Here is a 22,835-nt window from a genome sequence, read left to right as displayed (position 1 = left end):
ATTTGGATAAATGGGTCGGTGTCGGCGTCTTGCTATTAGATTTGCATAAACTTATTAGGGATGAGTATACAGTTTTTTTTAAAATTTATGTAATTTCAAAAGGTTGCGTTAAGGGGCTTAGGTAACGCCGAGTTTAATGAGTTATATAAAGCTTTGAATAAGTTGCATGAGGAAAACACCTATGCTTTAGATATAAAAAATTGAAGTAGATGTTCAAACTTATAACGATAAATTCCCATATTTGTATGACTATTACCAATAATTTCTTGAAAATAAAGAAAATTATGAAAAACTAGCTAAAAATTACCTTATTGCAAAATAAGAAAACCCCGCACTCAGCGGGGTTTTTACTTAATCAAATGAATGGTTAAGCATTTTCACGAGCAATCGCACGGTAACCAATATCTTTACGGTATTGAACACCATCAAAAGTCACTTTTTCACAAAGCTCCAAAGCTTTGGCTTGTGCTTCACCAATGGTATTACCGAGTGCAGTCACACAAAGTACACGACCACCAGCCGTTACGATGTCACCATTCTCAAGTGCTTTCGTACCTGCATGGAATACTTTCGCATCTGCCATTTCTGTGTCTAAACCAGAAATTACATCACCATTGCTAGAAGTTTCTGGGTAGCCTTTAGATGCAAGTACGATACCTACAGTTTTACGTTCATCCCATTCAGCTTCCGCAGGTAAGTTACCCGCAATACCAGCTTCAACCAAATCAACTAAAGATGATTTTAAACGCATCATAATTGGTTGAGTTTCAGGGTCGCCAAAACGGCAGTTGAACTCGATCACTTTTGGTTGACCTTGTTCATCAATCATCAAGCCTGCGTATAAGAAACCTGTATAAACGTGACCGTCTTTTTTCATACCTTCAACGGTAGGACGCATCACTTCATTCATGGTTTTTTCAAATACATCTGCAGTCACAACAGGTGCAGGAGAATAAGCACCCATACCGCCAGTGTTTGGACCTTGGTCGCCTTCAAAGATACGTTTGTGATCTTGTGAAGTCGCCATAGGTAAGATGTTGTCGCCATCAATCATGCAAATGAAAGATGCTTCTTCGCCTGCAAGGAATTCTTCAATTACAACGCGAGAACCTGCATCGCCAAATTTGTTGCCTGCAAGCATGTCATCGATCGCATCAAATGCTTCTTGATTGGTCATGGCAACGATCACGCCTTTGCCCGCAGCAAGACCGTCGGCCTTAATGACGATCGGCGCACCATTTTTTTCAACAAATGCTTTCGCAGCATCTACTTCTGTAAATACATCGTAGAACGCAGTTGGAATGTTGTGGCGTTTTAAGAAATGTTTCGCGAAAGCTTTAGAGCCTTCAAGCTGCGCAGCAAATTGAGTTGGACCCCAAATTTTTACACCCGCCTCACGGCAAGCATCAACGACACCGTTTACCAATGGAGCTTCTGGGCCGACAATGACAAGCTCAACTGCATTGTTTTTTGCGAAATCGATAATCGCAGCATTGTCTAAAATGCTTAAATTTACGTTTTCACATTTATTTTCAGTGGCTGTACCTGCGTTGCCCGGAGCAACAAAGACTTTTGCAACTTTATCGTCTTGTGCGATTTTCCATGCCAATGCATGTTCACGACCGCCATTACCCAAAACTAAAATATTCATCTAAAAATCCCTCAAAAGAATAGAATCCCACCTTGCGAAGCCATGCTTCTCACCCTGTAAAAAAGAAGGGCTTCACGAATAAAAATGTCCCTTTATTTGTGAAAAGTCCCCCTTTTTACAAAGGGGGATTTAGGGGGATTAATAAATACGACTTTGAATCAATTAGTGACGGAAATGACGCATGCCAGTGAACACCATCGCAATACCTGCTTCGTCAGCAGCCGCAATGGTTTCTTCGTCACGCATAGAACCACCCGGCTGGATAATGCATTTGATACCCGCTTTAGCGGCGTTATCAATACCATCACGGAATGGGAAGAATGCGTCAGACGCCATGACAGCACCCTCAACCACCAAGCCAGCATGTTCAGCTTTAATTGCAGCAATACGAGCAGAGTTAACACGGCTCATTTGACCTGCGCCAACACCAATGGTTTGACGGTTTTTCGCATAAACAATCGCATTAGATTTCACGTATTTTGCGACTTTCCAAGCAAAGATCATGTCATCGATTTCTTGTTCAGTCGGAGCGCGCTTGGTCACCACTTTAAGATCAGCTTTAGTAATCATGCCCAAGTCTTGATCTTGTACTAACAAGCCGCCATTCACGCGTTTGTAATCAAGTTGCGATTGACGTGCATCGATTGCTGGAAGTTCACCGCAAACTAAAACACGTACGTTTTTCTTCGCACCAGTCACTTCAAGTACGCCATCAGCAATACTTGGTGCAATGATCACTTCAACGAATTGACGCTCAACAATCGCTTGTGCAGTTGCAACGTCTAATTCACGGTTGAATGCAATGATGCCGCCAAATGCAGATTCGGGATCTGTTGCATACGCAAGGTCATAAGCCGCTTGAATGCCGTCTAAAGACACTGCAACGCCACATGGGTTTGCGTGCTTAACGATTACACAAGCAGGTTTCGCAAAAGATTTAACACATTCAAGTGCAGCGTCTGTGTCTGCAATGTTGTTATAAGAGAGTTCTTTACCTTGAAGCTGTTTCGCAGTAGAAACAGCTGCTTCTGTCGCTGTGTCTTCAACGTAGAACGCAGCAGACTGGTGCGGGTTTTCGCCGTAACGAAGATCTTGAACTTTGTTCAATTGTGTATTGAAGGTACGTGCAAACTTGTCCGCTTCACCTTCTTGTTTGCCTACGCGAGCGCCAAGGTAAGATGCGATCATGCCGTCATATTGTGCAGTATGTTCAAATGCTTTTACTGCAAGGTCGAAACGAGTCGCATGCGATAAAGCGCCTTCAGCTTTAAGCTCAGCTACAACAGTGGCATAGTCAGAAGCATTCACCACGATGCCTACAGATGCATGGTTTTTTGCCGCAGCGCGAACCATGGTAGGGCCACCGATGTCGATGTTTTCAATCGCATCAGCCAGTGAACAGTTTGGTTTTGCTACAGTTGCAGCAAATGGATAAAGGTTTACAACGACTAAATCAATAGCATCAATGTTGTGTTCAGCCATCACAGCTTCGTCTAGACCACGACGAGCCAGAATACCACCATGAATTTTAGGATGTAGCGTTTTTACACGGCCGTCCATCATCTCTGGGAAACCAGTATGCTCTGAAACTTCTACTACAGCGACACTATTGTCTTTCAACAATTTGTAGGTACCACCTGTAGATAAAATTTCTACCCCTAGAGCAGCAAGTTCTTGTGCAAATTCAACAATACCAGTCTTGTCAGACACAGAGATTAAAGCGCGTTTAATAGTCATGATCTTCGTCACAGTTTTCAAGGAACAGAATAAAACAAAATCAGCAATTTACAGGTTAAAAAAAATGCCTGCGGAAGCCGCAAGCATTTTATCATTTATTCACTCATTAAACCGTGAGCTTTTAACTTTTTACGTAAAGTACCACGGTTGAGTCCGAGAATCTCGGCAGCACGTGTTTGGTTACCACGTGTATATTCTAGAACTACAGATAGAAGAGGTTTCTCCATTTCTGCTAGCACCATGTCGTATACCTGAGATGGTTGCTCGCCCTGTAGTTGCGCAAAATAATGGCGAACTGCGCGATCTACGTGGATACGTAAAGCAACATCAGATTGTGCAGTAAAAATAGGAGATTTGCTATTCATGCGAATTAATCCGAAAAACAAATATCGCTTGGGTAAAGCGATATAAAAAGTGGTCTAAAATTGAAATGAACTCCGCTTTAGATCCTAAAACTGGAGTTCTAAAACTTAATCATTGCATTGAGCCAATAGCTTGACACATCTCAACGTTTTGGTCGAAAAATAAGCGTAACAATAGTTAAAGTTTTGTTACTGACCAAAATCAAAACAAAAAAATCTGCACGATACGCAATAAATTTTATAGCGCATTAGGCAAGACTGTATTTGTTGTGAAAAAGTAGCGAGGAGTTGCAGCACATAGCTTTCGTGGCGCGTATCATACCATTGTCTAAGCAAAAGTGAGCAAGAAAACTGCATTTTTTTTAACTTTTTTTAATTTTTTAATGCTTTCTATTCAGATTAAGGGCGAATTATTTCCAAACTATAGCGATCAAAGCTTTTACGATCGACAGGAAGCTCAAATTTGAATTTGAATGGACTGTTTTTCGGGATACGTTCAATATTGACCAGACTTTCAATCAGGTACTCTTTGGCAGACAGGTTATAAGTCGCAACAACTTCACCGCGCTGTTCCAGATTGATTCTTAAAATCGGTAAAGCCAGGCTATGGTCATGGAAGTTGATCAGCTCACCGCTAAATTCAGTTTTCTTGTGACTGGTTGCCTTGATCTTGACTTTATTGACCTGAATCAGCGTGTAGTATTTTTCCAGATTGGAACAATTAAACACCTCGCATACATTGTTAAAGGCCAGACTCATGATATGACTATTTTTGATGTATTGCGGATTAAACCAGAAAAACTGGAACAGCAATACGCCAAATAGCATCAGGTTCAAGATGCTCCAGCCAATATAATACATTGGCCCACGGTATATCTGTTTTTCTGCCTGATCTTCCCAGTTCATGCTCGGCAGTACCGAGATAGGTTCGGTACTGAAATAGTTCAGATTATTTAAATAGGTTTCCAGATTGATATTTGAATGTTCAACTTTCTGATCGAAAATATATAAAAGACTGTGCGTATTTTGCTGTTGATCGCGACCATATGCAGGTGGGTTATATCGAGAATAAGTTTGATCCTGAGGCGCTGAGGTGGTGACCGAGTTTTGGGCTTCGGCCACCAGATGCGATAAGGCATTAAATGAAGTGGTACATTTGGGACAGCAAACCATACCCTGCGCAATGGTGAGTTGAGCAACTGTGACCTTGTAAGTGGTGGAACAGGTAGGGCAATGGGTTCGTTTGTCACTCATAAACTATTTGTAGACTCATTCATTCTTATGGCGTTTACCCGAGATACGGCACCAGTGCTCGTCTCGTTTTTCTACTTCTAATATATCAAAATAATTTGAGTAAATGCTAGTAACATCAGCAACTTGCTCTTCGATAACTCCGGCAAGTGCGAACTGTCCCTCAGATTTAATTAAAGTTGCGAACTCAGGAGCCAGCATCATTAGTGGCGCAGCCAAAATATTGGCAACAAATACGTCAGCTTTGCTAGTGCCGAGTTCATCTCTAAATTCTTCTGGCAGGCCGACATAAAGTTTGTCCAGTACGCCATTCAGTTCAGCATTTTGCTGGGTGGCCAGAACTGCTTGTGGGTCAATATCAGTGGCATATGCTTTTTTAGCACCTAAGAGCAGGGCAGCTACCGCGAGAATGCCTGAACCACAGCCATAATCGATGACGATTTTGTCTTTAACGTCAATTTTGCCGAGCCATTGTAAGCACAAGAATGTAGAGGCGTGGTTCCCTGTACCGAATGCCAGACCCGGATCAAGCTTGATATTGACTGCATCGACTTCAGGTGCTTGCATCCATTCCGGTACAATCCAGTATTTTTCAGCAATCTGGATTGGCTCATACGCATCCATCCAGGTGCGTTCCCAAGCCTGATCTTCAATGAATTCGTGCTTGATCGGCGCTTCTGGCATTTGTGCACCAATAAAGGTTTCTAGTGCAGCAACGTCAATTTCTTCGCCTTCTTCCTGTGCATAAATACCAGTCACAATCACTTTATTCCAGAGTGGTGTTTCGCCTGGAAGTGGTTCCAGCAAATCCTGGTTTTCAGCATCATCCAGGGTCACACTCACTGCGCCTAGTGAGCTGAGTAATGTCTCAGTATAATCGACCTGAGCTTGTTCAACCGTAATATGAATTTGTAACCACTTCACAGAAATAACCTTTATACATTTTTCAAAAAGCTATTGTAACGGAAGTTCAGACACAACGCTGCTATCTTCTTGATGCATACCCAAAATAAAAAGGATGCCGAAGCACCCTGTATAAAGCTCTATAAAGACTTATGAAACCTTAGAGAGAAGAGGTGTTCTGTCTAATGGTGCAAAGCGGTTAAGCAGTAGACCAAAAATGGCAGCAAAAATATACATGAAGATTGAATAAACCGCGGCAGGCATGGCCACAGCAGTGCTGGACATCACGGTCAGGGCAATGGTCATGGCTAATGTGCTGTTGTGAATGCCGATTTCAAAGGCACTGGCCCGTGCCTGAGCGGTATCTATATTCATTAAGCGGGGGACAAAATAGCCGATGGTCAGGCTGAAAATACAGAACAATGCCGTGGCGACACCGACCTGAGTCAGATATTCGGCAATATTGGTGCGTTCACTATAGATGGCCCCGACAATAATCAGAATCAAGAATATGACTGCAAAAATGCGCAGCGGTCTATTCAGTTTTTCAGTCAGGCGTGGTGCATGATGTCGAATCAGCATACCAATCGCGACAGGAATAATAATGATGCCAAACACCTGAAGAATTTTGCCAAGCTGGAGCGTGATCTGCTGGCTGTCCTGCATGAAATGCATAATCGAAAAATTAACGATCAACGGTAAAGTTAAGGCTGCAATCACTGAATTAATCGCAGTCAGGGTGATGTTGAGTGCCAGATCACCTTTGAACAGATAGCTAAACAGATTGGCCGTACTGCCGCCAGGTGAGGCGGCTAACAGCATCAGACCCACGGCAAGAAGTGGGGGTAGGGCCAAAACTTTACACAGGATAAATGCAATACCGACCAATAAGACCAGTTGACAAAATAATGCGACTAAAACAGCTTTAGGATGTTGGGTGACCCGGGCGAAATCTTTGAGGGTAAGTTCGAGACCTAAACCCACCATAATAATCGCGAGCGCAAGCGGCAGTAAAATCGTAATAATGCCAGAATCCATCTGTCATGCTCCTTGTTAAAATTATTTTAATACTTTTGCTTTTCTTGGGAAAAGCATACAGCTTTATCGCAGACTCAGCCAAATAAATTACAAATCTGATAAACGATTTTTATTGCGATAAGCGATATATTGGCGACTCATCATCACCCCGAAAATAGTCGCAAAACTATACATGACAATGGTGTAAATGCCGGCCGGAATTGCCATGGTGACATTGCCTAAGACCGAAATCGCAATGGTGATCGCAATCGCCGTATTATGAATGCCGATTTCAAAGGTACAGGCCCGTGCCATTTTTTCTGGAATACCCATCAGTAGCGGAATGCAATAACCAATAAACAGGCTGGAAAAACATAAAATCACAGTGGCTAAACCAATACTGGAAAAATATTCAAAGAGATTAAAACGATCTCTAAAAACGGCAAATATCAAGAGTATGCTTAAAAAACTAATTGAAACGAAGCGCATCGATTTGCTGACGGTAATGGATAAGCGTGGAAATTTGGCTCGAAGCAGCATCCCGATGATCACGGGGATCAGGGTAATTAAAAAGACCTGTATCATTTTTTCAACTGGAAATGTCACAGTCGAGTCGTGACTCATAAAATATTGTAATGAGAGATTGATAATAAAGGGCAGGGTGAAAATAGAAATGATGGTATTGATGGCAGTCAGGGTGATATTCAGTGCGACATCGCCTTTATACAGATAGCTAAACAGGTTGGCGGTTGGGCCTCCTGGTGAAGCGGCCAGAAGCATTAAACCTACTGCGAGTAAAGGAGCTAAGTCCAGAATCAGGCAAATAAAGAAAGCAATACTGGTCAACAGCACGAGCTGTGTAAATAGGGCAATAAAAATGACTTTAGGATAGCGGCTTAAGCGCAGGAAATCCTTGATTTTTAATTCGAGTCCCAGCCCCATCATCATGATTGCCAAGGTAATAGGCAAAAAAAAGTTAAAAAACCCCGAATCCATGAAAAATCCCTTTTTATTATTGATTTTTAGATAGATTTTAAGTGTAGCGGAGCTGAATAAATAAGCAATATAAAACGGGCAAAATGTATTCACTTTGCCCGTCAAAGCTTTTACTTGAAATGTAAGCTATTTAGAGCTATGACAGCTTACATGCCTGGCTGAGTTTGCATTTGCGCATCAGGCGGAGTCTGCTGGTCATTCATTGGTTGCTGCATTTGCGGCTGGCTCATTTGTGGTTGCATTGGCTGACTGTGCATTTGGGATTGTCCCTGAGGGCGTGGCGGCATAAAGCCTAAAGCACATTTACCTTTGACTTCGGTTCCATTAATGGTGGCGGTGGTCGCGCTACTATTGCCACTACAGGTACTCATGAGTTCAGCTTCATCACCTTTGATTGAAGCATTTTTTGATGAAGCGAAAAACTGTGGCTCACAGGTTCCATTCCAGATAATGCCTCGATGAGCAAAACTGACTTGAGCACCTTGGGTTTTGCCTTTACAAACCTGTTGATACTTTTGCGCATTATAAGTGGTTTCGACCTTATCATTTGCTGAGGCTGCAAATGGCGCAAAACATAAACCACATAGAACGGTTGAGAGGAAAATATTCTTATTCATCTTTTATACCTTTGTTTGTAATGTAACCAACATATAGATTAAAAAATGCGCCAGATTAAACAATGCAAATCGAGTAAATTTCTCAGTTTATATGTTTAATTTATATAGTCCCTCTGCAAAGTTAAATTACAGTGCTTTATTGTTATGCGAGTTAAGTGCGATTTATCTCAGGATAAATTGCACTGAATTTGTCTACTTTAGAGTGAAATTTGCTATAATACTCAGCTATCCTTTTTTATCTCTCAATTACCACTATGCATTATCCTAAAGTATACGATGTCATTGTTATCGGTGGCGGTCACGCCGGTACAGAAGCAGCTCTGGCTGCAGCGCGTATGGGTCGACAGACTTTACTCTTAACTCATAACATTGAGACTTTAGGGCAGATGAGCTGTAACCCGGCCATCGGTGGTATTGGTAAATCGCACTTGGTGCGTGAAATTGATGCCTTGGGCGGTGCAATGGCGCTGGCTGCCGACAAAGGCGGTATTCAGTTCCGTATTTTGAACTCGCGTAAAGGTGCAGCAGTTCGTGCAACACGTGCGCAGGCAGACCGTGTCCGTTTTAAAGCGGCAATTCGTGAAACCTTAGAGAATCAGGCGAACTTGGATATTTTCCAGCAAGCGGCTGATGACCTGATTGTTGAAGGCGATACCGTCAAAGGTGTGGTTACCCAAATGGGCATTCGTTTTGATGCCAAAACTGTGGTGTTGACTGCGGGTACATTCTTGGGTGGCGTAATTCACGTTGGTCTGGAAAAATCCAGTGGTGGTCGTGCCGGTGATCCGCCGTCGATTTCATTGGCAGCACGTTTGCGCGAATTGAATTTACCTGTGGGGCGTTTAAAAACCGGTACACCACCGCGTATCGATGCACGTTCGGTCGACTTTTCTGTAATGACACCGCAGCCGGGTGATTTCCCATCTCCAACCATGTCGTTTATGGGCGATGCGTCTATGCATCCGGAACAGGTGAACTGCTATATCACCCATACCAATGAACGTACGCATGAGATTATTCGCGGTGGTCTAGATCGATCACCAATGTATACCGGTAAAATTGAAGGTGTGGGGCCGCGTTATTGCCCATCAATTGAAGATAAGATTCACCGTTTTGCCGATAAAGACTCGCATCAAGTATTCTTGGAACCGGAAGGTCTGGATACGCACGAGCTTTATCCAAATGGTATTTCAACTTCATTGCCATTTGATGTGCAGTTTGAGTTAGTTCGCTCAATCCGTGGTATGGAAAATGCGCATATTTTGCGTCCAGGCTACGCCATTGAATACGACTATTTCAACCCGCAAGCGTTGAAATTTACCCTTGAAACCAAAGCGATTAATAACCTGTATTTTGCTGGTCAAATTAATGGAACCACTGGTTATGAAGAAGCAGGTGCACAAGGTTTGCTGGCAGGTTTAAATGCTGCACGTCGTGCCTGGGATCAAGAGCAGTGGACACCAAAACGCGATGAAGCCTATATGGGTGTATTGGTAGATGACCTGATTACGTTAGGCACCAAAGAACCGTACCGTATGTTTACCTCACGTGCTGAATATCGTTTGATGTTACGTGAAGACAATGCTGACCAGCGTTTAACTGCGATCGGTCGTGAATTGGGTCTGGTCGATGATGCACGTTGGGCGGTTTACTGCGAAAAAATGGAAGCAGTTGAAAAAGAAACCGGTCGTTTGCAGCATCTTTGGGCGGCTCCAAACAATCCGATGGGCAAGAAATTCGTTGAGATGACTGGCGCAGATTTATCTAAAGAATGTTCAGCGATCGATCTTTTGAAACGTCCAAATATTTCATTTGCGCAAATTGCCGAGTTAACCGGTTCTGATGTATCTGCGCAGGTCGGTGATCAGATTGAAATCGCAGTGAAATATGCGGGTTATATCAACCGTCAGCATGAAGATGTGGCACAAATGAAACGTCTTGAAGAAACCCGTATTCCAGGCGACTTCGATTATGACATCGTGTCGGGTCTGTCGCGTGAAATCACGTTGAAACTGAAGGATGTACGTCCTGAAACATTGGCGCAAGCCAGCCGTATTCCGGGTGTGACGCCTGCGGCTGTTCAATTGGTGATGATTACGATTCGTAAGAATGCACAAACGAAAAAATCTGCTTAAGAATACAGTGTGAGAAAGCCCGCGCAATGCGGGCTTTTTATCGGCTGATATTTTTGTATAAGTCTCGGCTATCATTCAATTATAAATAACTACTATTTAACTAAATGCCTTATTTATAAAGATAATAAAAATTATTAAGATGTAAAAAGTCTATAAATTTTAACTTTTAGGTCTAATGGAAAGGGTGTTGAGCCAAGTTGATGAACTTAAATCCGACTATTGTCGTGGTATTTCTCTGACCAGATTAGGATAAGAATAGGGGGAATAGGATCGTCAGGCTATCAAACGATTTATAGGTTATTGATGGAGATCAATCATGGCGCAGCCACACAGCGGAAAAGTTCAAAAAATATTAACAATATTTTTATGTTTTTGGGTCGCATTCTTTGAAGGTTTTGACCTTCAGGCACCTGGGATTGCAGCAAAAGGAATTGCGGCAAGCTTTGCTTTAGATCAGGTTCAGATGGGCTATGTGTTTAGTCTGGGCGTCTTTGGAATGCTCTTTGGTGCATTCTTTGGCGGACGTATCGCGGATTATTTGGGACAAAAGAAAGTCCTGATGTTGTCTGTGGCTATTTTTGGTGTGTTCATGTCGCTGACTGCAATTGCACCGAGCATCGAGGTTTTATATGCTGCGCGTTTCTTGACCGGTTTGGGTCTGGGTGCTGCAATGCCGACCATGATTTCCGTGGTTGGAGATGAAGCAACTGAAGCCAATCGCGGTAAGCTCAATAGCTTGATGTATTGTGGCCTGCCTGTCGGTGCTATTTTTGTCGCCGGTTTGGCTATGCTGCTTCCAGATATTCAATGGCAGACTTTATTTTTAATTGGTGGTTTAACGCCTTTAGCGCTTCTCCCTTTTATGACCTTTATTCTTAAAGATCAGTCTACAGCAGCGGTAGCGCAAAAAAGATCTGGCGAAGCTGTACCGGGCATGGTCGAGGTTTTGTTCAAGCAGCAACAGTATAAAAATACAGTGCCGCTTTGGGTGGGTTTCTTTTTTACCTTGATGATCAACTATATTCTGATTAGCTGGTTGCCTAATCTGCTAATGGAACAAGGCTTGCAAAAACAGCAGGCATTTCTGGTGATGCTGGTGTTTCAGGTGGGTGCGGTGATAGGAACCTTGGGTTTGGGTTATTTGCTAGATCGTTTAAAATTGTGGCAAATGGCAACCCTTATTTACAGCGGCTTATTTGTTGCCTTGGTTTTGTTGTTCACCAGTACCTCGATTCCGCTATTAATTTTAGCCGGCGTGATGGGTGGGATCTTTTCTACAGGTGGTCAATCTATTCTGTATGGCATCTCACCGATTTTTTATTCAGGTGCAGGTAAAGTTACAGGCGTAGGCAGCGCCATTTCTTTAGGTCGTTTAGGTGCCATGACCGGTCCGTTATTAACCGGGAAAATTTTGGCATTAGGTTTGGGAACTTCAGGTATCCTTATGGCAAGTTTACCTGCGGTGGTTGTATCAGCGGTAGCAGTCACGGCACTGTCACGTTATAAGGCGGCTCATAAATAAGCCAGTTTTCTATTTTTATTGCCATAACAAAGGAATCTACGGATTCCTTTGTTATGGCTCATATTTTAATTGAGTAAAATCGGCAGATAAAATTTGCTAAAATAGATGGATAGCAAACTGACTGATTTTTATATGCCTTACCAACTGATCGAACTCGATATTCAGGCCACCGATAATATTGCCTGTCCACATTGCCAGCAGAACATTATTGACTGGACTGAAGAACAATATGTACAGCCATGTGAACATACTTTATTTATTGCCATGGATATTGGCTTTGAATATATGACCGATGAATTTGAGCACAGCATGCCACGTTCGGTAGATGATCTGCATGCCAATGACGATCAGGTGAATATGTTTGATGAAATTACCGCCAGTACTTATTCAGATTATCTGATCTTAAAGTCAGACTTGGGCGCAGCAGGTTATTCGCGTTATATCGGCTTGACTGTTTAACTCACCTCAGTATAAAAAAGCACCCGAAGGTCACTACTGTTCCACAATTTGAACTTTATTTCAGTACCAGGTCAATATGATGACACCATGTGCTTAAATATTTGATATTTTTATATATTTAATTTTCCACAGCCTTGTCTTTTCTTTGAAAAATTTAAATGACTTTGTGTAGGCTAAATCCTACTTTTGACAGACCAAAAGTAGGCAAAAGTCTTTATTCCCCATACACTACATTCTGTCATGATGGGGAATGTGTGGCATTCTTGCCACACTTACAAATCAAATACCTGAAATTCAATTGTGAGAGAGCAGTAACCCGAAGGTGCTTTTATAGATTAGCTTGGACTTTCGATTTCTTCTTCTACCTCATCATCGGCCGTATCCATACCGAGTTCTTTGAGCTTGCGGGTCAGCGTGTTACGGCCCCAGCCCAAAAGTTCAGCTGCATGACGTTTGCGACCACGGGTTTGTTGTAGTGCAGCATTAATCAGGGTGCGCTCAAACATCGGTGTAGCGACATCCAGAAGTTTCATCTCGCCATTTTTGAGTTTTTGCATGGCCCATTGACCCAGCAATTCATCCCAGTGCTGTGGACCCACTTGGTTTAAGTTTGGAATTGGTGAGCCTAAATCCAAATCTTGAATTGGAATTTGTTTCAGTTCAGGTGGTAGGTCTTCTGGATAGACTTCACGACCCGTGATCATCACGGTTAGCCAGCGACAGGTATTTTCAAGCTGGCGTACGTTGCCTTGCCACGGCAGTTTTTGCATATATTCCTGGGTTTCAGGACGCAGAATTTTGGGATTAACGCCGAGTTCTTTACCAGCACGTGCCAGGAAGTGCTGCGCCAGCATCGGAATGTCTTCACTGCGATGTGCCAGTTTTGGAATGTGAATCCGAATCACATTCAGGCGGTGATACAAGTCTTCACGGAAACGGCCGTCATGTACCAGTTTTTCCAGATCCTGATGTGTGGCAGCCACAATCCGCACATCAACCTTGACGGGAATATGACCACCGACACGATAAAACTCGCCATCGGCCAAAACACGCAATAAACGGGTTTGGGTTTCAAAAGGCATGTCGCCAATTTCATCCAGAAACAGCGTGCCGCCGTTGGCCTGTTCAAAACGACCTTGACGCTGGGTATTGGCACCGGTAAATGCACCTTTTTCGTGACCAAAAAGTTCGGTTTCGATCAGGTCTTTGGGAATGGCTGCCATATTCAGGGCAATAAAGGGCTTTGCACTACGCGGTGAATGGCGGTGCAAGGCATGTGCCACCAATTCTTTCCCTGTACCGGACTCACCATTAATGAGTACAGTAATATGCGATTGCGCTAAACGGCCGATGGCGCGAAACACTTCCTGCATGGCGGGAGATTCACCGATAATTTCAGTCGATTGAATCGGCGGGGCAACTTTTGCTGATTCTTGTTGTTGCAGCTTGGTAATATGCAAAATCGCACGATTGACCAGTGCCAGCGCTTCATCAATATCAAAAGGCTTTGGCAGATATTCAAAAGCACCAGTTTGATAACTTGATACAGCAGACTCTAGGTCTGAATGCGCCGTCATAATAATCACAGGCAGGTCAGGATAATTGTGTTTGACCTTACCCAAGAAGGTGAGTCCATCAATCCCCGGCATACGGATATCGGTCAGAATCACATCTGGTGCATCAACACTGAGTTGATCTAGTGCGGATTGTGCTTCTTCAAAGCTGGTCACGTCCAAGCCTTCTTCTTTAAAGGTTTTTTCCAGTACCCAGCGCATGGCACGATCGTCATCAATCACCCATATTTTATTTCGCGACATGATTCGACTCCCAAGGTAAATATAAGCTAAACACGGTTTTTCCAGCCACGGACTGACATTCAATCATGCCGTTATGCTGATGAATAATATTTTGAGCAATACTGAGACCCAGTCCGGTACCTTTGGCGCGACTGGTGACCAGTGGATAAAACACAGATTCGATAATGTCTTCGGGGACCCCAGGGCCATTGTCTTCAATATCAATGCGTACCACAGAGCGATGAATTGCCCCGTTAATGGTAAATAGGCGCTGAATCCGGGTTCTTAAAACCAGTTCAGGCTGGTGATCGACAAAAAACTCTTTGTTCTCGGTCATGGCCTGTACTGCATTGGCGCAAATATTCAAGATCACCTGAATCAGTTGATCACGGTCTGCCAGCACTTCAGGTAAGGACAGGTCATAATCCCGAATAATCTTGATTTTCTTTTTGCTTTGATTGGCGATGAGTGAGCGCACCCGCTCAAGTGGCTCATGTACATTTACCAGCTCATAGCTTGGCAGTTGGCGTGAACCGAGCATGGTGTCGGCCAGATTTCGGAGTCGATCGACTTCACTAATAATAATATCGGTAAATTCTTTGTATTGTGGATCATTCAGACTGCGAGCCAGAAGTTGTGTTGCCCCCCGAATTCCGCCGAGTGGGTTCTTGATTTCGTGCGCGACACCGCGAATCAGCTGGCGAGCCACTTGATGTTGCTGAATCAGGTTTTCTTCACGCGAAATTTTAAGCATACGGTCACGAGGATTGAGCTCGATTAACAACAGTGGGTGATAGGGCTTACCCAGATTTAGTTGAGAAACCGTGTAATCGACATGAATGTCCTTAAAGTTGACAATCAGTGTGGCTTCACGGCGCGTATAAGGTTGGCCTGTAGTTAAAGTGTTGTTCAGCGCTTCTTCAGTATTAAACTCATCGGTCGGATGTTGCAGAAGACCCAGTGCCGGACTTCCACTGGCGCGAAATAAGCTCACATCAAATAAGGCTTCGCAGGCAGAGTTGAGATAATAAATATTAAGATCGCGGTCTACCAATAAGATACACGTGGTCATATTGTCCACTAAAACACGATAGTCGATCGGAATAAGCTGATCCATTCGCGGTTTTTTTCCTGTATTAAAATGGCGCAATGGCATCTTCATAAAGCAATTTAATCAATTTTAAGTTCTGATTTGATGCAAGATGCACGCCAACTTTTATGACTAAAGCTTATTTATTGCGATGAAATGCAGAAATGTGCCACAGCGACACAATTCATCTTAGGTATAGCGGATTAAATTGAGGCTGTAAATCTAAAATGTTCTATTTTGGTGCGCGCGCAAATATGTTGTATATTTTATGGCGTTATTTTAGTGCATGATGCAAAGAGTCAGGTTTTCAACTATTTTTATGATGCGAAAAGACATACAATACGCGCATTCTAGTAGAGCGAAAATTCATGAAGTCCCCCAAAGTCGGTTTTGTATCTTTAGGTTGTCCTAAGGCATTGGTAGATTCTGAACGTATTTTAACCCAGTTAAAGACTGAAGGTTATGACGTCGCTTCGGATTATGACGGTGCTGATTTAGTTGTAGTAAATACCTGTGGTTTCATTGAATCCGCAGTGCAAGAATCGCTAGACGCGATTGGTGAGGCGATGAGCGCGAATGGTCGCGTCATCGTAACAGGCTGTCTAGGTAAAGACGAAGACAAGATTCGCCAGATGCATCCGAATGTCCTGAAAGTGACAGGTGCAGCGGCATATAAAGATGTTATGGATGCGGTTCATCAATACGTGCCTGAACCGCCAAAACACAATCCATTTATTGATTTAGTTCCAGAGCAAGGTATCCGCCTAACACCTAAACATTATGCCTATTTGAAAATATCGGAAGGCTGCAACCATCGTTGTACTTTCTGTATTATTCCAAGCATGCGTGGTGATTTGGTCTCCCGTCCAGTTGGTTCTGTGCTTGAAGAAGCCGCAGCGCTGAAACGTGCCGGTGTTAAAGAAGTACTCGTTATCTCCCAGGATACTTCTGCTTACGGTCTGGACACCAAATACAAGCTGGATTTCTGGAACGGCCAGCCGGTGAAAACCAAATTCTATGACATGTGTGAAGCACTCGGTCAGTTGGGAGTCTGGGTGCGTTTGCACTATGTTTATCCATATCCGCATGTCGATGCCGTGATTGACCTGATGGCTCAAGGCAAAATCCTGCCTTATCTGGATATTCCATTTCAGCATGCGAGTCCAAAAATTCTCAAGCTGATGAAACGTCCTGCGCACAGTGAAAACACACTGGAGCGATTGAATATCTGGCGTGAAAAATGTCCTGATCTGGTTATCCGTTCAACATTTGTGGTGGGCTTCCCGGGTGAAACCGAAGAAGACTTCCAGATGCTGCTCGATTGGCTGAAACAAGCTCAATTGGATCGTGTAGGTTGCTTTACCTATTCACCAGTTGAAGGTGCGACAGCAAACGATTTGCCAGACCACGTTCCTGAAGAAATTAAACAAGAGCGTTATGAGCGTTTCATGCAGGTTCAGCAAGAAATTTCGGCAGCCAAACTCCAAAAACGTATTGGTCAGACCATGACCGTGCTGGTAGATGATCTGGAAGAAGAATTCCCGGTGGCAGTTGCGCGTTCTTATGCAGATGCACCTGAAATTGATGGCAATGTTTTTGTGGAAGATATTGATAAAAGCGTCATTAAGGCAGGGGATTTGCTTGAAGTCGAGATTACCGATGCAGACGAATATGATCTGTATGCAAAACTCATTTCAGTCAAATCCGCTTAAGATTTTGAATTAAAAAAATTTAAATTGAATACTTTGGAGTTTGATGATGTTGGATTCTAAAAAGCCACGCTTTGGTCGCATCCTGTTAAAGCTTTCTGGTGAAGCACTGGCAGGCAATAAAGACATGGGAATCGATGCACAAGTGCTCGACCAGATGTCGCTTTCTATTGCGCACCTTGTGGGTTTAGGCGTACAAGTAGGTATCGTGGTTGGTGGTGGTAACCTGTACCGCGGTAGCCAGCTGCAAAAAGACGGTCTGGTTGGCCGGGTCACTGGCGACCAGATGGGTATGCTGGCAACCGTGATGAACGGTCTGGCACTACGCGACGCTTTGGTGCGCCGTAATATTAAAACCCGTTTGATGTCTGCACTGCCAATTGGTACTGTGGTTGAGTCTTACTCGAGCCGTGATGCGATCCGTCACCTGACTCAGGGTGAAGTGTGTGTATTCGTGGCAGGTACAGGTAATCCATTCTTTACCACAGATACCGCAGCATGTTTGCGTGGTATTGAAATCGAATCAGATTTGATTTTGAAAGCCACTAAAGTCGATGGCGTATATAACAAAGATCCAAGCAAATATGACGATGCGGTTAAATATGACACTTTAACCTTTGATCAGGTGCTGGATGAAAAACTGGGTGTCATGGACTTAACTGCGATCTGTTTGTGTCGTGACCATAATGTGCCGCTACAAGTATTCGATATGAATAAATCTGGCGCATTACTTTCAGTGGTGATGGGCGAAAAAGAAGGGACTCACGTTACCAATTAATGACGTGAGCACCAAAGCACTTTATACTACGCGCTAATTTAGCAATTAACTTTTTTAGAATTAAGTAAGGAAGATCATATGATTAACGATCTTAAAAAAGACAGCGAAGACCGTATGAACAAAACTCTAGAATCTCTAGAGCATGGTTTTGCAAAAGTTCGTACCGGTCGCGCGCATCCATCTATTTTAAATAATGTGATGGTTTCTTACTATGGTTCAGACGTTCCATTGAACCAGGTGGCAAACGTTGGTGTTGAAGATTCACGCACCCTGTTGGTTCAACCATTTGAACGTTCAATGGTGGCTGCAATTGATAAAGCGATTCGTGAATCTGACTTGGGTCTTAACCCGATTTCAGCAGATGCGATCCGTGTACCTATGGCAGCACTCACTGAAGAAACACGTCGTGATATGCAGAAAGTTGCCCGTACTGAAGCAGAAAATGCGAAAGTGGCAATTCGTAACATTCGCCGTGATGTATTGGGTGATATCAAAGCTTTATTGAAAGAAAAAGAAATTTCTGAAGATGAAGAACGTCGTGCTGCTGATGAAATCCAGAAAATTACCGACAAATTTGTTGCTGAAGTTGACAAACGCTTGGCTGCGAAAGAAGCTGAATTGATGAAGGTCTAATTCATCGATGACCGCTGCTGAAGAAAACCCCTGTCTTCCGAAACATGTTGCCATCATTATGGATGGCAACAATCGTTTCGCCAAAAAAAATCAGATGCAGAAAGGTGATGGACACCGTGAAGGAAAAACGGTTCTGGATCCGATTGTAGAACACTGTAGAAAAAGAAATATCCAGGCTTTAACTGTTTTTGCCTTTTCCAGTGAAAACTGGAATCGTCCACAGTTTGAAGTCGAATTGCTCATGAAACTCCTGCTTGACACGATTCATGAGCAACTCCCCCGCATGGAAAAATTCAATATTGCCTTACGTTTTATCGGTGATCGCAGCCGTTTGTCCGCTGAATTGCAGGGACTCATGTTGCAAGCCGAACAAAGGACTGCTAATTTCAATAGTATGACACTCACTATTGCAATCAGTTATGGCGGTATGTGGGATATGGCACAAGCTGCAAAGCAAATTGCCAGTGATGTTTTAACAAATAAATTAGATCTTGATGCAATTGATACTGATGTATTTGGTCAATATGTCAGCCTTGGTGACTTACCAGCAGTTGATCTGCTGATTCGTACTGGCGGAGATTTCCGTCTGTCGAATTTTCTGTTATGGCAGGCAGCCTATGCAGAGCTTTATTTCACTGAGACGCTGTGGCCAGAATTTACCGTTGAAGAACTTGATGATGCACTTGCCGTATTTGGTGGGCGTGAACGTCGTTTCGGTAAAACATCAGAACAGGTTCATCAGGAAAAACTTGAGAATTAATACATGTTTGAGCGGATTATAACCGCATTGGTGTTGGTAGCAGTTGTACTGAGCTGTATGTTTGCTACTGAATCACATTATCCAATGTTTGTATTGATGGTTCTTGCTGCTGGGGTTGCCGGTTATGAGTGGTTTAAACTCATGCCGCGAAAATTTAAGCAGGTCATCAAGCCCGTTGCATGGGGATATGGGGTGCTGACCGCGGCTCTATCAGCATTGGCATTGTATTTTGATGAAGTCGCTTTGTTGTTATGGGTGGCTTCTATTATTACCTGGTTACTCAGTATTTACTGGGTCAAGTCTTATCCTGAGTATGACGGCTGGTACAATACAAGCCTAAATGGCATTGGTGTAGTGCTGATTTCTGCTGCCGTCACTGCAATTTTCTCGGTTTGGCAAAGTTCACCGTGGTGGTTGATGTACCTGTTTTTGCTGGTATGGGGCGCAGACAGCGGTGCGTATTTTGTCGGCCGTAAATTCGGTAGGAAAAAACTTGCACCAAATGTCAGCCCAAACAAATCTGTAGAAGGGCTGTATGGTGGTGTGGTCACCTCAATGTTGATTGTGATTGCAGTTGCTTTGCTTTATCTAGAGATGACCTGGCCAGAACTTATTTTATTCCTGACCTTATCGGTGATCACGGTCTTCAGTTCAGTACTGGGAGATCTGTTTGAATCCATGATCAAACGACGTGCCGGTATTAAAGACTCGGGCCGTATTTTACCGGGTCATGGTGGGGTGCTGGATCGTATTGATTCTTTGCTTGCTGCAGCTCCAATCTTTGCGGCAGGTATTGCTGTTCTAAAACTTATTGGTGTAGATTTATAAATGTCACAAGCGGTTTGTATACTGGGTGCTACAGGTTCTATTGGTCAAAGTACTTTAAAAATCTTGCAGCGACATCCTGAAGCGTACTCGGTTTTTGCTGTAACCGCGCAAAGTCGTATTGATGAGCTGGTCAAGATTTGCCAGCAATATCGCCCTAAAGTGGCGGTGGTGCCTGCGGCAAAAGTGGAGGAGTTTTCAAAACTCCTTCAGCAACATGGTCTGGCTGATATTGAAATTCTGCAAGATGAAGCCGGTTTAATTGCTGTGGCTGAACATGCGGATGTCGATATTGTCATGGCTGCCATTGTCGGTGCTGCCGGATTGTTGCCGACACTGGCTGCAGTAAAAGCAGGCAAGCGCGTACTGTTGGCCAATAAAGAAGCTTTGGTGATGTCCGGTGACATCATGATGCAGGCTGCACGCGATCATGGTGCATTGTTGCTTCCGGTGGATTCCGAACACAATGCGATTTTCCAGTGTTTACCACAGCACTATTTTGAGGCAGAGCGTCATGGCAAGCCCAAGCTGGGTGTCTCGCAAATTTTGTTAACTGCATCTGGTGGGCCGTTTCTCAATCATAGTCTACAACAGCTTGAAGATGTGACGCCTGCACAGGCCTGCAAGCATCCCAACTGGTCAATGGGCCAAAAAATTTCGGTCGATTCAGCGACTTTAATGAATAAAGGTCTGGAATTGATCGAAGCCTGTCATTTGTTTGCAGTTCAAGAACAATTTGTTACAGTCGTGGTGCATCCACAGAGTATTATTCACTCCATGGTTCAATATGTAGATGGTTCAACTTTGGCACAAATGGGTAATCCGGATATGGGCACACCTATTGCACATGCATTGGCATGGCCTGAGCGAATCAGTACGCATGTACCACCCTTAGATCTGTTTATGCACTCGCAGCTTAACTTTCAGGAACCGGATGTGATTCGGTTTCCTGCATTAAAGTTGGCGCGTCAGGCGATGCAGAGCGGCGGGATTGCACCCACGATTTTAAATGCGGCCAATGAAATTGCAGTTGACGCATTTTTACATCAGCAAATTAGGTTTACCCAAATCCCTCAAGTGGTTGAGCATGTCCTGAATCAGATGGATAATCAGCCGGCAAATGATCTGGAGGCTATCTTGCAGGCAGATCAAATGGCACGAGGTTTATCACAGCAGTATGTTGTGAATAAAGGAAGTTAAGACATGAACGCCTTGTTTATTATTGCAGCCGCAATCCTGTTACTCGGTCCCTTAATTGCGATTCATGAGTTTGGTCACTATATTGTGGCGCGTAAACTGGGCGTTAAAGTGTTGGTGTATTCGATTGGTTTTGGACCAACGCTGTTAAAGTGGACCTCAAAAAAATCTGGCATTCAATATCAGCTATCCGCCTTACCTTTAGGCGGTTATGTGAAAATGCTGGATGAACGTGAAGGCAATGTTGCTGAAGAAGACTTGCCCAAAGCATTTAACCGTCAGCATCCCTGGAAACGGATTGCCATTGTGGCAGCGGGACCATTGATCAACCTCATTCTTGCGGTGCTGTTATTCTGGGTGCTGTTTTTACCGGCACAAGAGCAGCTGAATACCCGCGTTGGTAAAGTTTTACCAGATACGCCGGCTGCAACAGTACAAATGCAGCCGGGTGACAAAATTGTTGCTGTGGACGGGACTCCAGTCGAAACCTGGGAAAAACTGAGTTATGCGCTGGTGGATCGTGTGGGTGAAACCGGTGTAGTGTCTATTCAGGCAGAACGTGCCGGGGAAAACAAGCTGTTCCAGTTACCGATTCGGGACTATTTAAAAGACCAGAGTCAATCTCCGTTAGACAGTCTGGGCTTCTTGCCTTATCGACCGGAAATTCCGGCTGTGATTAGCAAGCTGACTGAAGATGGTGCAGCAATTCGCCAAGGCCTGAAGCAAGGTGACAAAATTCTGGCCATTGATGGTGTCCAGATGAAAGACTGGTTTGATGTGGTACAAATTGTACAGGCATCACCAGAAAAATTACTGAAGATGGATGTATTGCGCGAAAACCAGGTGGTGCAACTTGAAGTGATGCCACAGGGCAAGCGTGACAATATGGGCAATGTCACGGGTATGCTCGGTGTACAAAGTGATCCGGGTAAAATCTCGATTCCCGCAGAATATAAGCAGACCATTCACTACAATCCAGCTGAAGCACTGGTGATGGCATTTGATAAAACTGCGCACTTATCTTCGATGATTCTGAACTCGATTGTCAAAATGGTACGTGGCATGATTGGGCTGGATAACTTATCTGGACCGATCACCATTGCCAAAGTCGCAGGACAAAGCGCGGAAATGGGTTGGGAAACTTTTATTTCCTTTATGGCGCTAATGAGTGTAAGTTTAGGAATATTAAATCTACTGCCGATTCCAATGCTTGATGGCGGACATCTGGTTTACTATTTTGTTGAATTAATTCGTGGTAAACCTGTTTCCGAACAAATACAATTGGTTGGACTGAAAATTGGTATGGTACTGCTCGGCAGTATGATGCTTCTGGCATTATTTAATGATTTTATGCGTTTATAACAACGTAGATGGAATAAATTAACAGCGGAAAAGAC

At 43.6% G+C, this 22,835-nt stretch carries 20 protein-coding genes; 10 read left to right on the top strand and 10 right to left on the bottom strand.

Annotated elements, in window-relative coordinates; genetic code table 11:
• Positions 1-367: 367 nt before the first annotated feature.
• From purD to FTV29_RS03825, 8 genes are all read right to left on the bottom strand, one after another.
• Positions 368-1,651, bottom strand: a complete 1,284-nt coding sequence (gene purD, locus FTV29_RS03860) for a phosphoribosylamine--glycine ligase (protein WP_180075099.1) — start codon at positions 1,649-1,651, stop codon at positions 368-370.
• 162 nt (positions 1,652-1,813) lie between these two features.
• A complete protein-coding gene (gene purH / locus FTV29_RS03855) occupies positions 1,814-3,388 on the bottom strand; it encodes a bifunctional phosphoribosylaminoimidazolecarboxamide formyltransferase/IMP cyclohydrolase (protein WP_180075098.1) in 1,575 nt (524 codons plus the stop codon).
• Positions 3,389-3,483: 95 nt separating this feature from the next.
• On the bottom strand, positions 3,484-3,753 hold the full coding sequence (gene fis, locus FTV29_RS03850; RefSeq protein ID WP_001086304.1) for a DNA-binding transcriptional regulator Fis: 270 nt from the start codon (positions 3,751-3,753) through the stop codon (positions 3,484-3,486).
• Between the two features lie 396 nt (positions 3,754-4,149).
• Positions 4,150-5,004 carry a DUF3426 domain-containing protein gene (locus FTV29_RS03845; RefSeq protein WP_074382871.1) on the bottom strand — a complete coding sequence of 285 codons (855 nt, stop codon included), beginning with the start codon at positions 5,002-5,004 and terminating at the stop codon, positions 4,150-4,152.
• A gap of 15 nt (positions 5,005-5,019) precedes the next feature.
• Positions 5,020-5,925, bottom strand: a complete 906-nt coding sequence (gene prmA / locus FTV29_RS03840; protein WP_074382870.1) for a 50S ribosomal protein L11 methyltransferase — start codon at positions 5,923-5,925, stop codon at positions 5,020-5,022.
• A gap of 129 nt (positions 5,926-6,054) precedes the next feature.
• Positions 6,055-6,942, bottom strand: a complete 888-nt coding sequence (locus FTV29_RS03835; RefSeq protein WP_005096694.1) for a bile acid:sodium symporter family protein — start codon at positions 6,940-6,942, stop codon at positions 6,055-6,057.
• Positions 6,943-7,029: 87 nt separating this feature from the next.
• Positions 7,030-7,917, bottom strand: a complete 888-nt coding sequence (locus tag FTV29_RS03830) for a bile acid:sodium symporter family protein (protein WP_074382869.1) — start codon at positions 7,915-7,917, stop codon at positions 7,030-7,032.
• 146 nt (positions 7,918-8,063) lie between these two features.
• Positions 8,064-8,534, bottom strand: a complete 471-nt coding sequence (locus FTV29_RS03825) for a hypothetical protein (RefSeq protein WP_005171252.1) — start codon at positions 8,532-8,534, stop codon at positions 8,064-8,066.
• A 254-nt stretch (positions 8,535-8,788) separates the two neighbouring features.
• Between FTV29_RS03825 and mnmG the strand changes: the two genes are divergently transcribed.
• The 3 genes from mnmG to FTV29_RS03810 all read left to right on the top strand — a co-directional run bounded on the left by mnmG (position 8,789) and on the right by FTV29_RS03810 (position 12,650).
• Positions 8,789-10,669 (top strand): tRNA uridine-5-carboxymethylaminomethyl(34) synthesis enzyme MnmG, encoded by a 1,881-nt coding sequence (gene mnmG, locus FTV29_RS03820; RefSeq protein ID WP_100328704.1) that lies wholly within the window; start codon positions 8,789-8,791, stop codon positions 10,667-10,669.
• 316 nt (positions 10,670-10,985) lie between these two features.
• Positions 10,986-12,191 (top strand): 3-(3-hydroxy-phenyl)propionate transporter MhpT, encoded by a 1,206-nt coding sequence (gene mhpT / locus FTV29_RS03815; protein WP_180075097.1) that lies wholly within the window; start codon positions 10,986-10,988, stop codon positions 12,189-12,191.
• A gap of 132 nt (positions 12,192-12,323) precedes the next feature.
• Entirely contained in the window at positions 12,324-12,650 is a 327-nt protein-coding gene (locus FTV29_RS03810; RefSeq protein WP_035337926.1) for a hypothetical protein, read from the top strand.
• A 335-nt stretch (positions 12,651-12,985) separates the two neighbouring features.
• On the opposite strand, the gene glnG is transcribed toward FTV29_RS03810, so the two are convergent.
• The gene (gene glnG, locus FTV29_RS03805; RefSeq protein WP_005096701.1) at positions 12,986-14,467 is read right to left on the bottom strand and encodes a nitrogen regulation protein NR(I); all 1,482 of its coding nucleotides are present in this window, start codon (positions 14,465-14,467) and stop codon (positions 12,986-12,988) included.
• The gene (glnL, locus tag FTV29_RS03800; protein ID WP_005096702.1) at positions 14,454-15,563 is read right to left on the bottom strand and encodes a nitrogen regulation protein NR(II); all 1,110 of its coding nucleotides are present in this window, start codon (positions 15,561-15,563) and stop codon (positions 14,454-14,456) included. The genes glnG and glnL overlap by 14 nt, the downstream gene beginning before the upstream one ends.
• Before the next feature lie 341 nt (positions 15,564-15,904).
• Here glnL and rimO point away from each other — a divergent pair, with 341 nt between their 5' ends.
• The 7 genes from rimO (at position 15,905) to rseP (ending at position 22,800) form a co-directional block, all read left to right on the top strand.
• Entirely contained in the window at positions 15,905-17,248 is a 1,344-nt protein-coding gene (rimO, locus tag FTV29_RS03795) for a 30S ribosomal protein S12 methylthiotransferase RimO (protein ID WP_180075096.1), read from the top strand.
• Between the two features lie 46 nt (positions 17,249-17,294).
• A complete protein-coding gene (gene pyrH, locus FTV29_RS03790; protein WP_005171248.1) occupies positions 17,295-18,023 on the top strand; it encodes a UMP kinase in 729 nt (242 codons plus the stop codon).
• 78 nt (positions 18,024-18,101) lie between these two features.
• Complete coding sequence (gene frr, locus FTV29_RS03785) at positions 18,102-18,656, top strand: ribosome recycling factor (RefSeq protein WP_005096705.1); 555 nt, start codon at positions 18,102-18,104, stop codon at positions 18,654-18,656.
• 7 nt (positions 18,657-18,663) lie between these two features.
• Entirely contained in the window at positions 18,664-19,416 is a 753-nt protein-coding gene (gene uppS, locus FTV29_RS03780; protein ID WP_005096706.1) for a polyprenyl diphosphate synthase, read from the top strand.
• A 3-nt stretch (positions 19,417-19,419) separates the two neighbouring features.
• Complete coding sequence (locus FTV29_RS03775) at positions 19,420-20,244, top strand: phosphatidate cytidylyltransferase (RefSeq protein WP_180075095.1); 825 nt, start codon at positions 19,420-19,422, stop codon at positions 20,242-20,244.
• Positions 20,245-21,441: a 1-deoxy-D-xylulose-5-phosphate reductoisomerase gene (gene ispC / locus FTV29_RS03770; protein ID WP_005171243.1), complete on the top strand. Its 1,197-nt coding sequence runs from the start codon at positions 20,245-20,247 to the stop codon at positions 21,439-21,441.
• Between the two features lie 3 nt (positions 21,442-21,444).
• Positions 21,445-22,800, top strand: a complete 1,356-nt coding sequence (gene rseP / locus FTV29_RS03765; RefSeq protein ID WP_100328701.1) for an RIP metalloprotease RseP — start codon at positions 21,445-21,447, stop codon at positions 22,798-22,800.
• Positions 22,801-22,835 lie beyond the last annotated feature (35 nt).

This window comes from Acinetobacter sp. YH12254 (assembly GCF_013417415.1).
Lineage (GTDB): Bacteria > Pseudomonadota > Gammaproteobacteria > Pseudomonadales > Moraxellaceae > Acinetobacter > Acinetobacter pseudolwoffii.
This window is presented reverse-complemented; position numbering and strand designations above follow the sequence as displayed.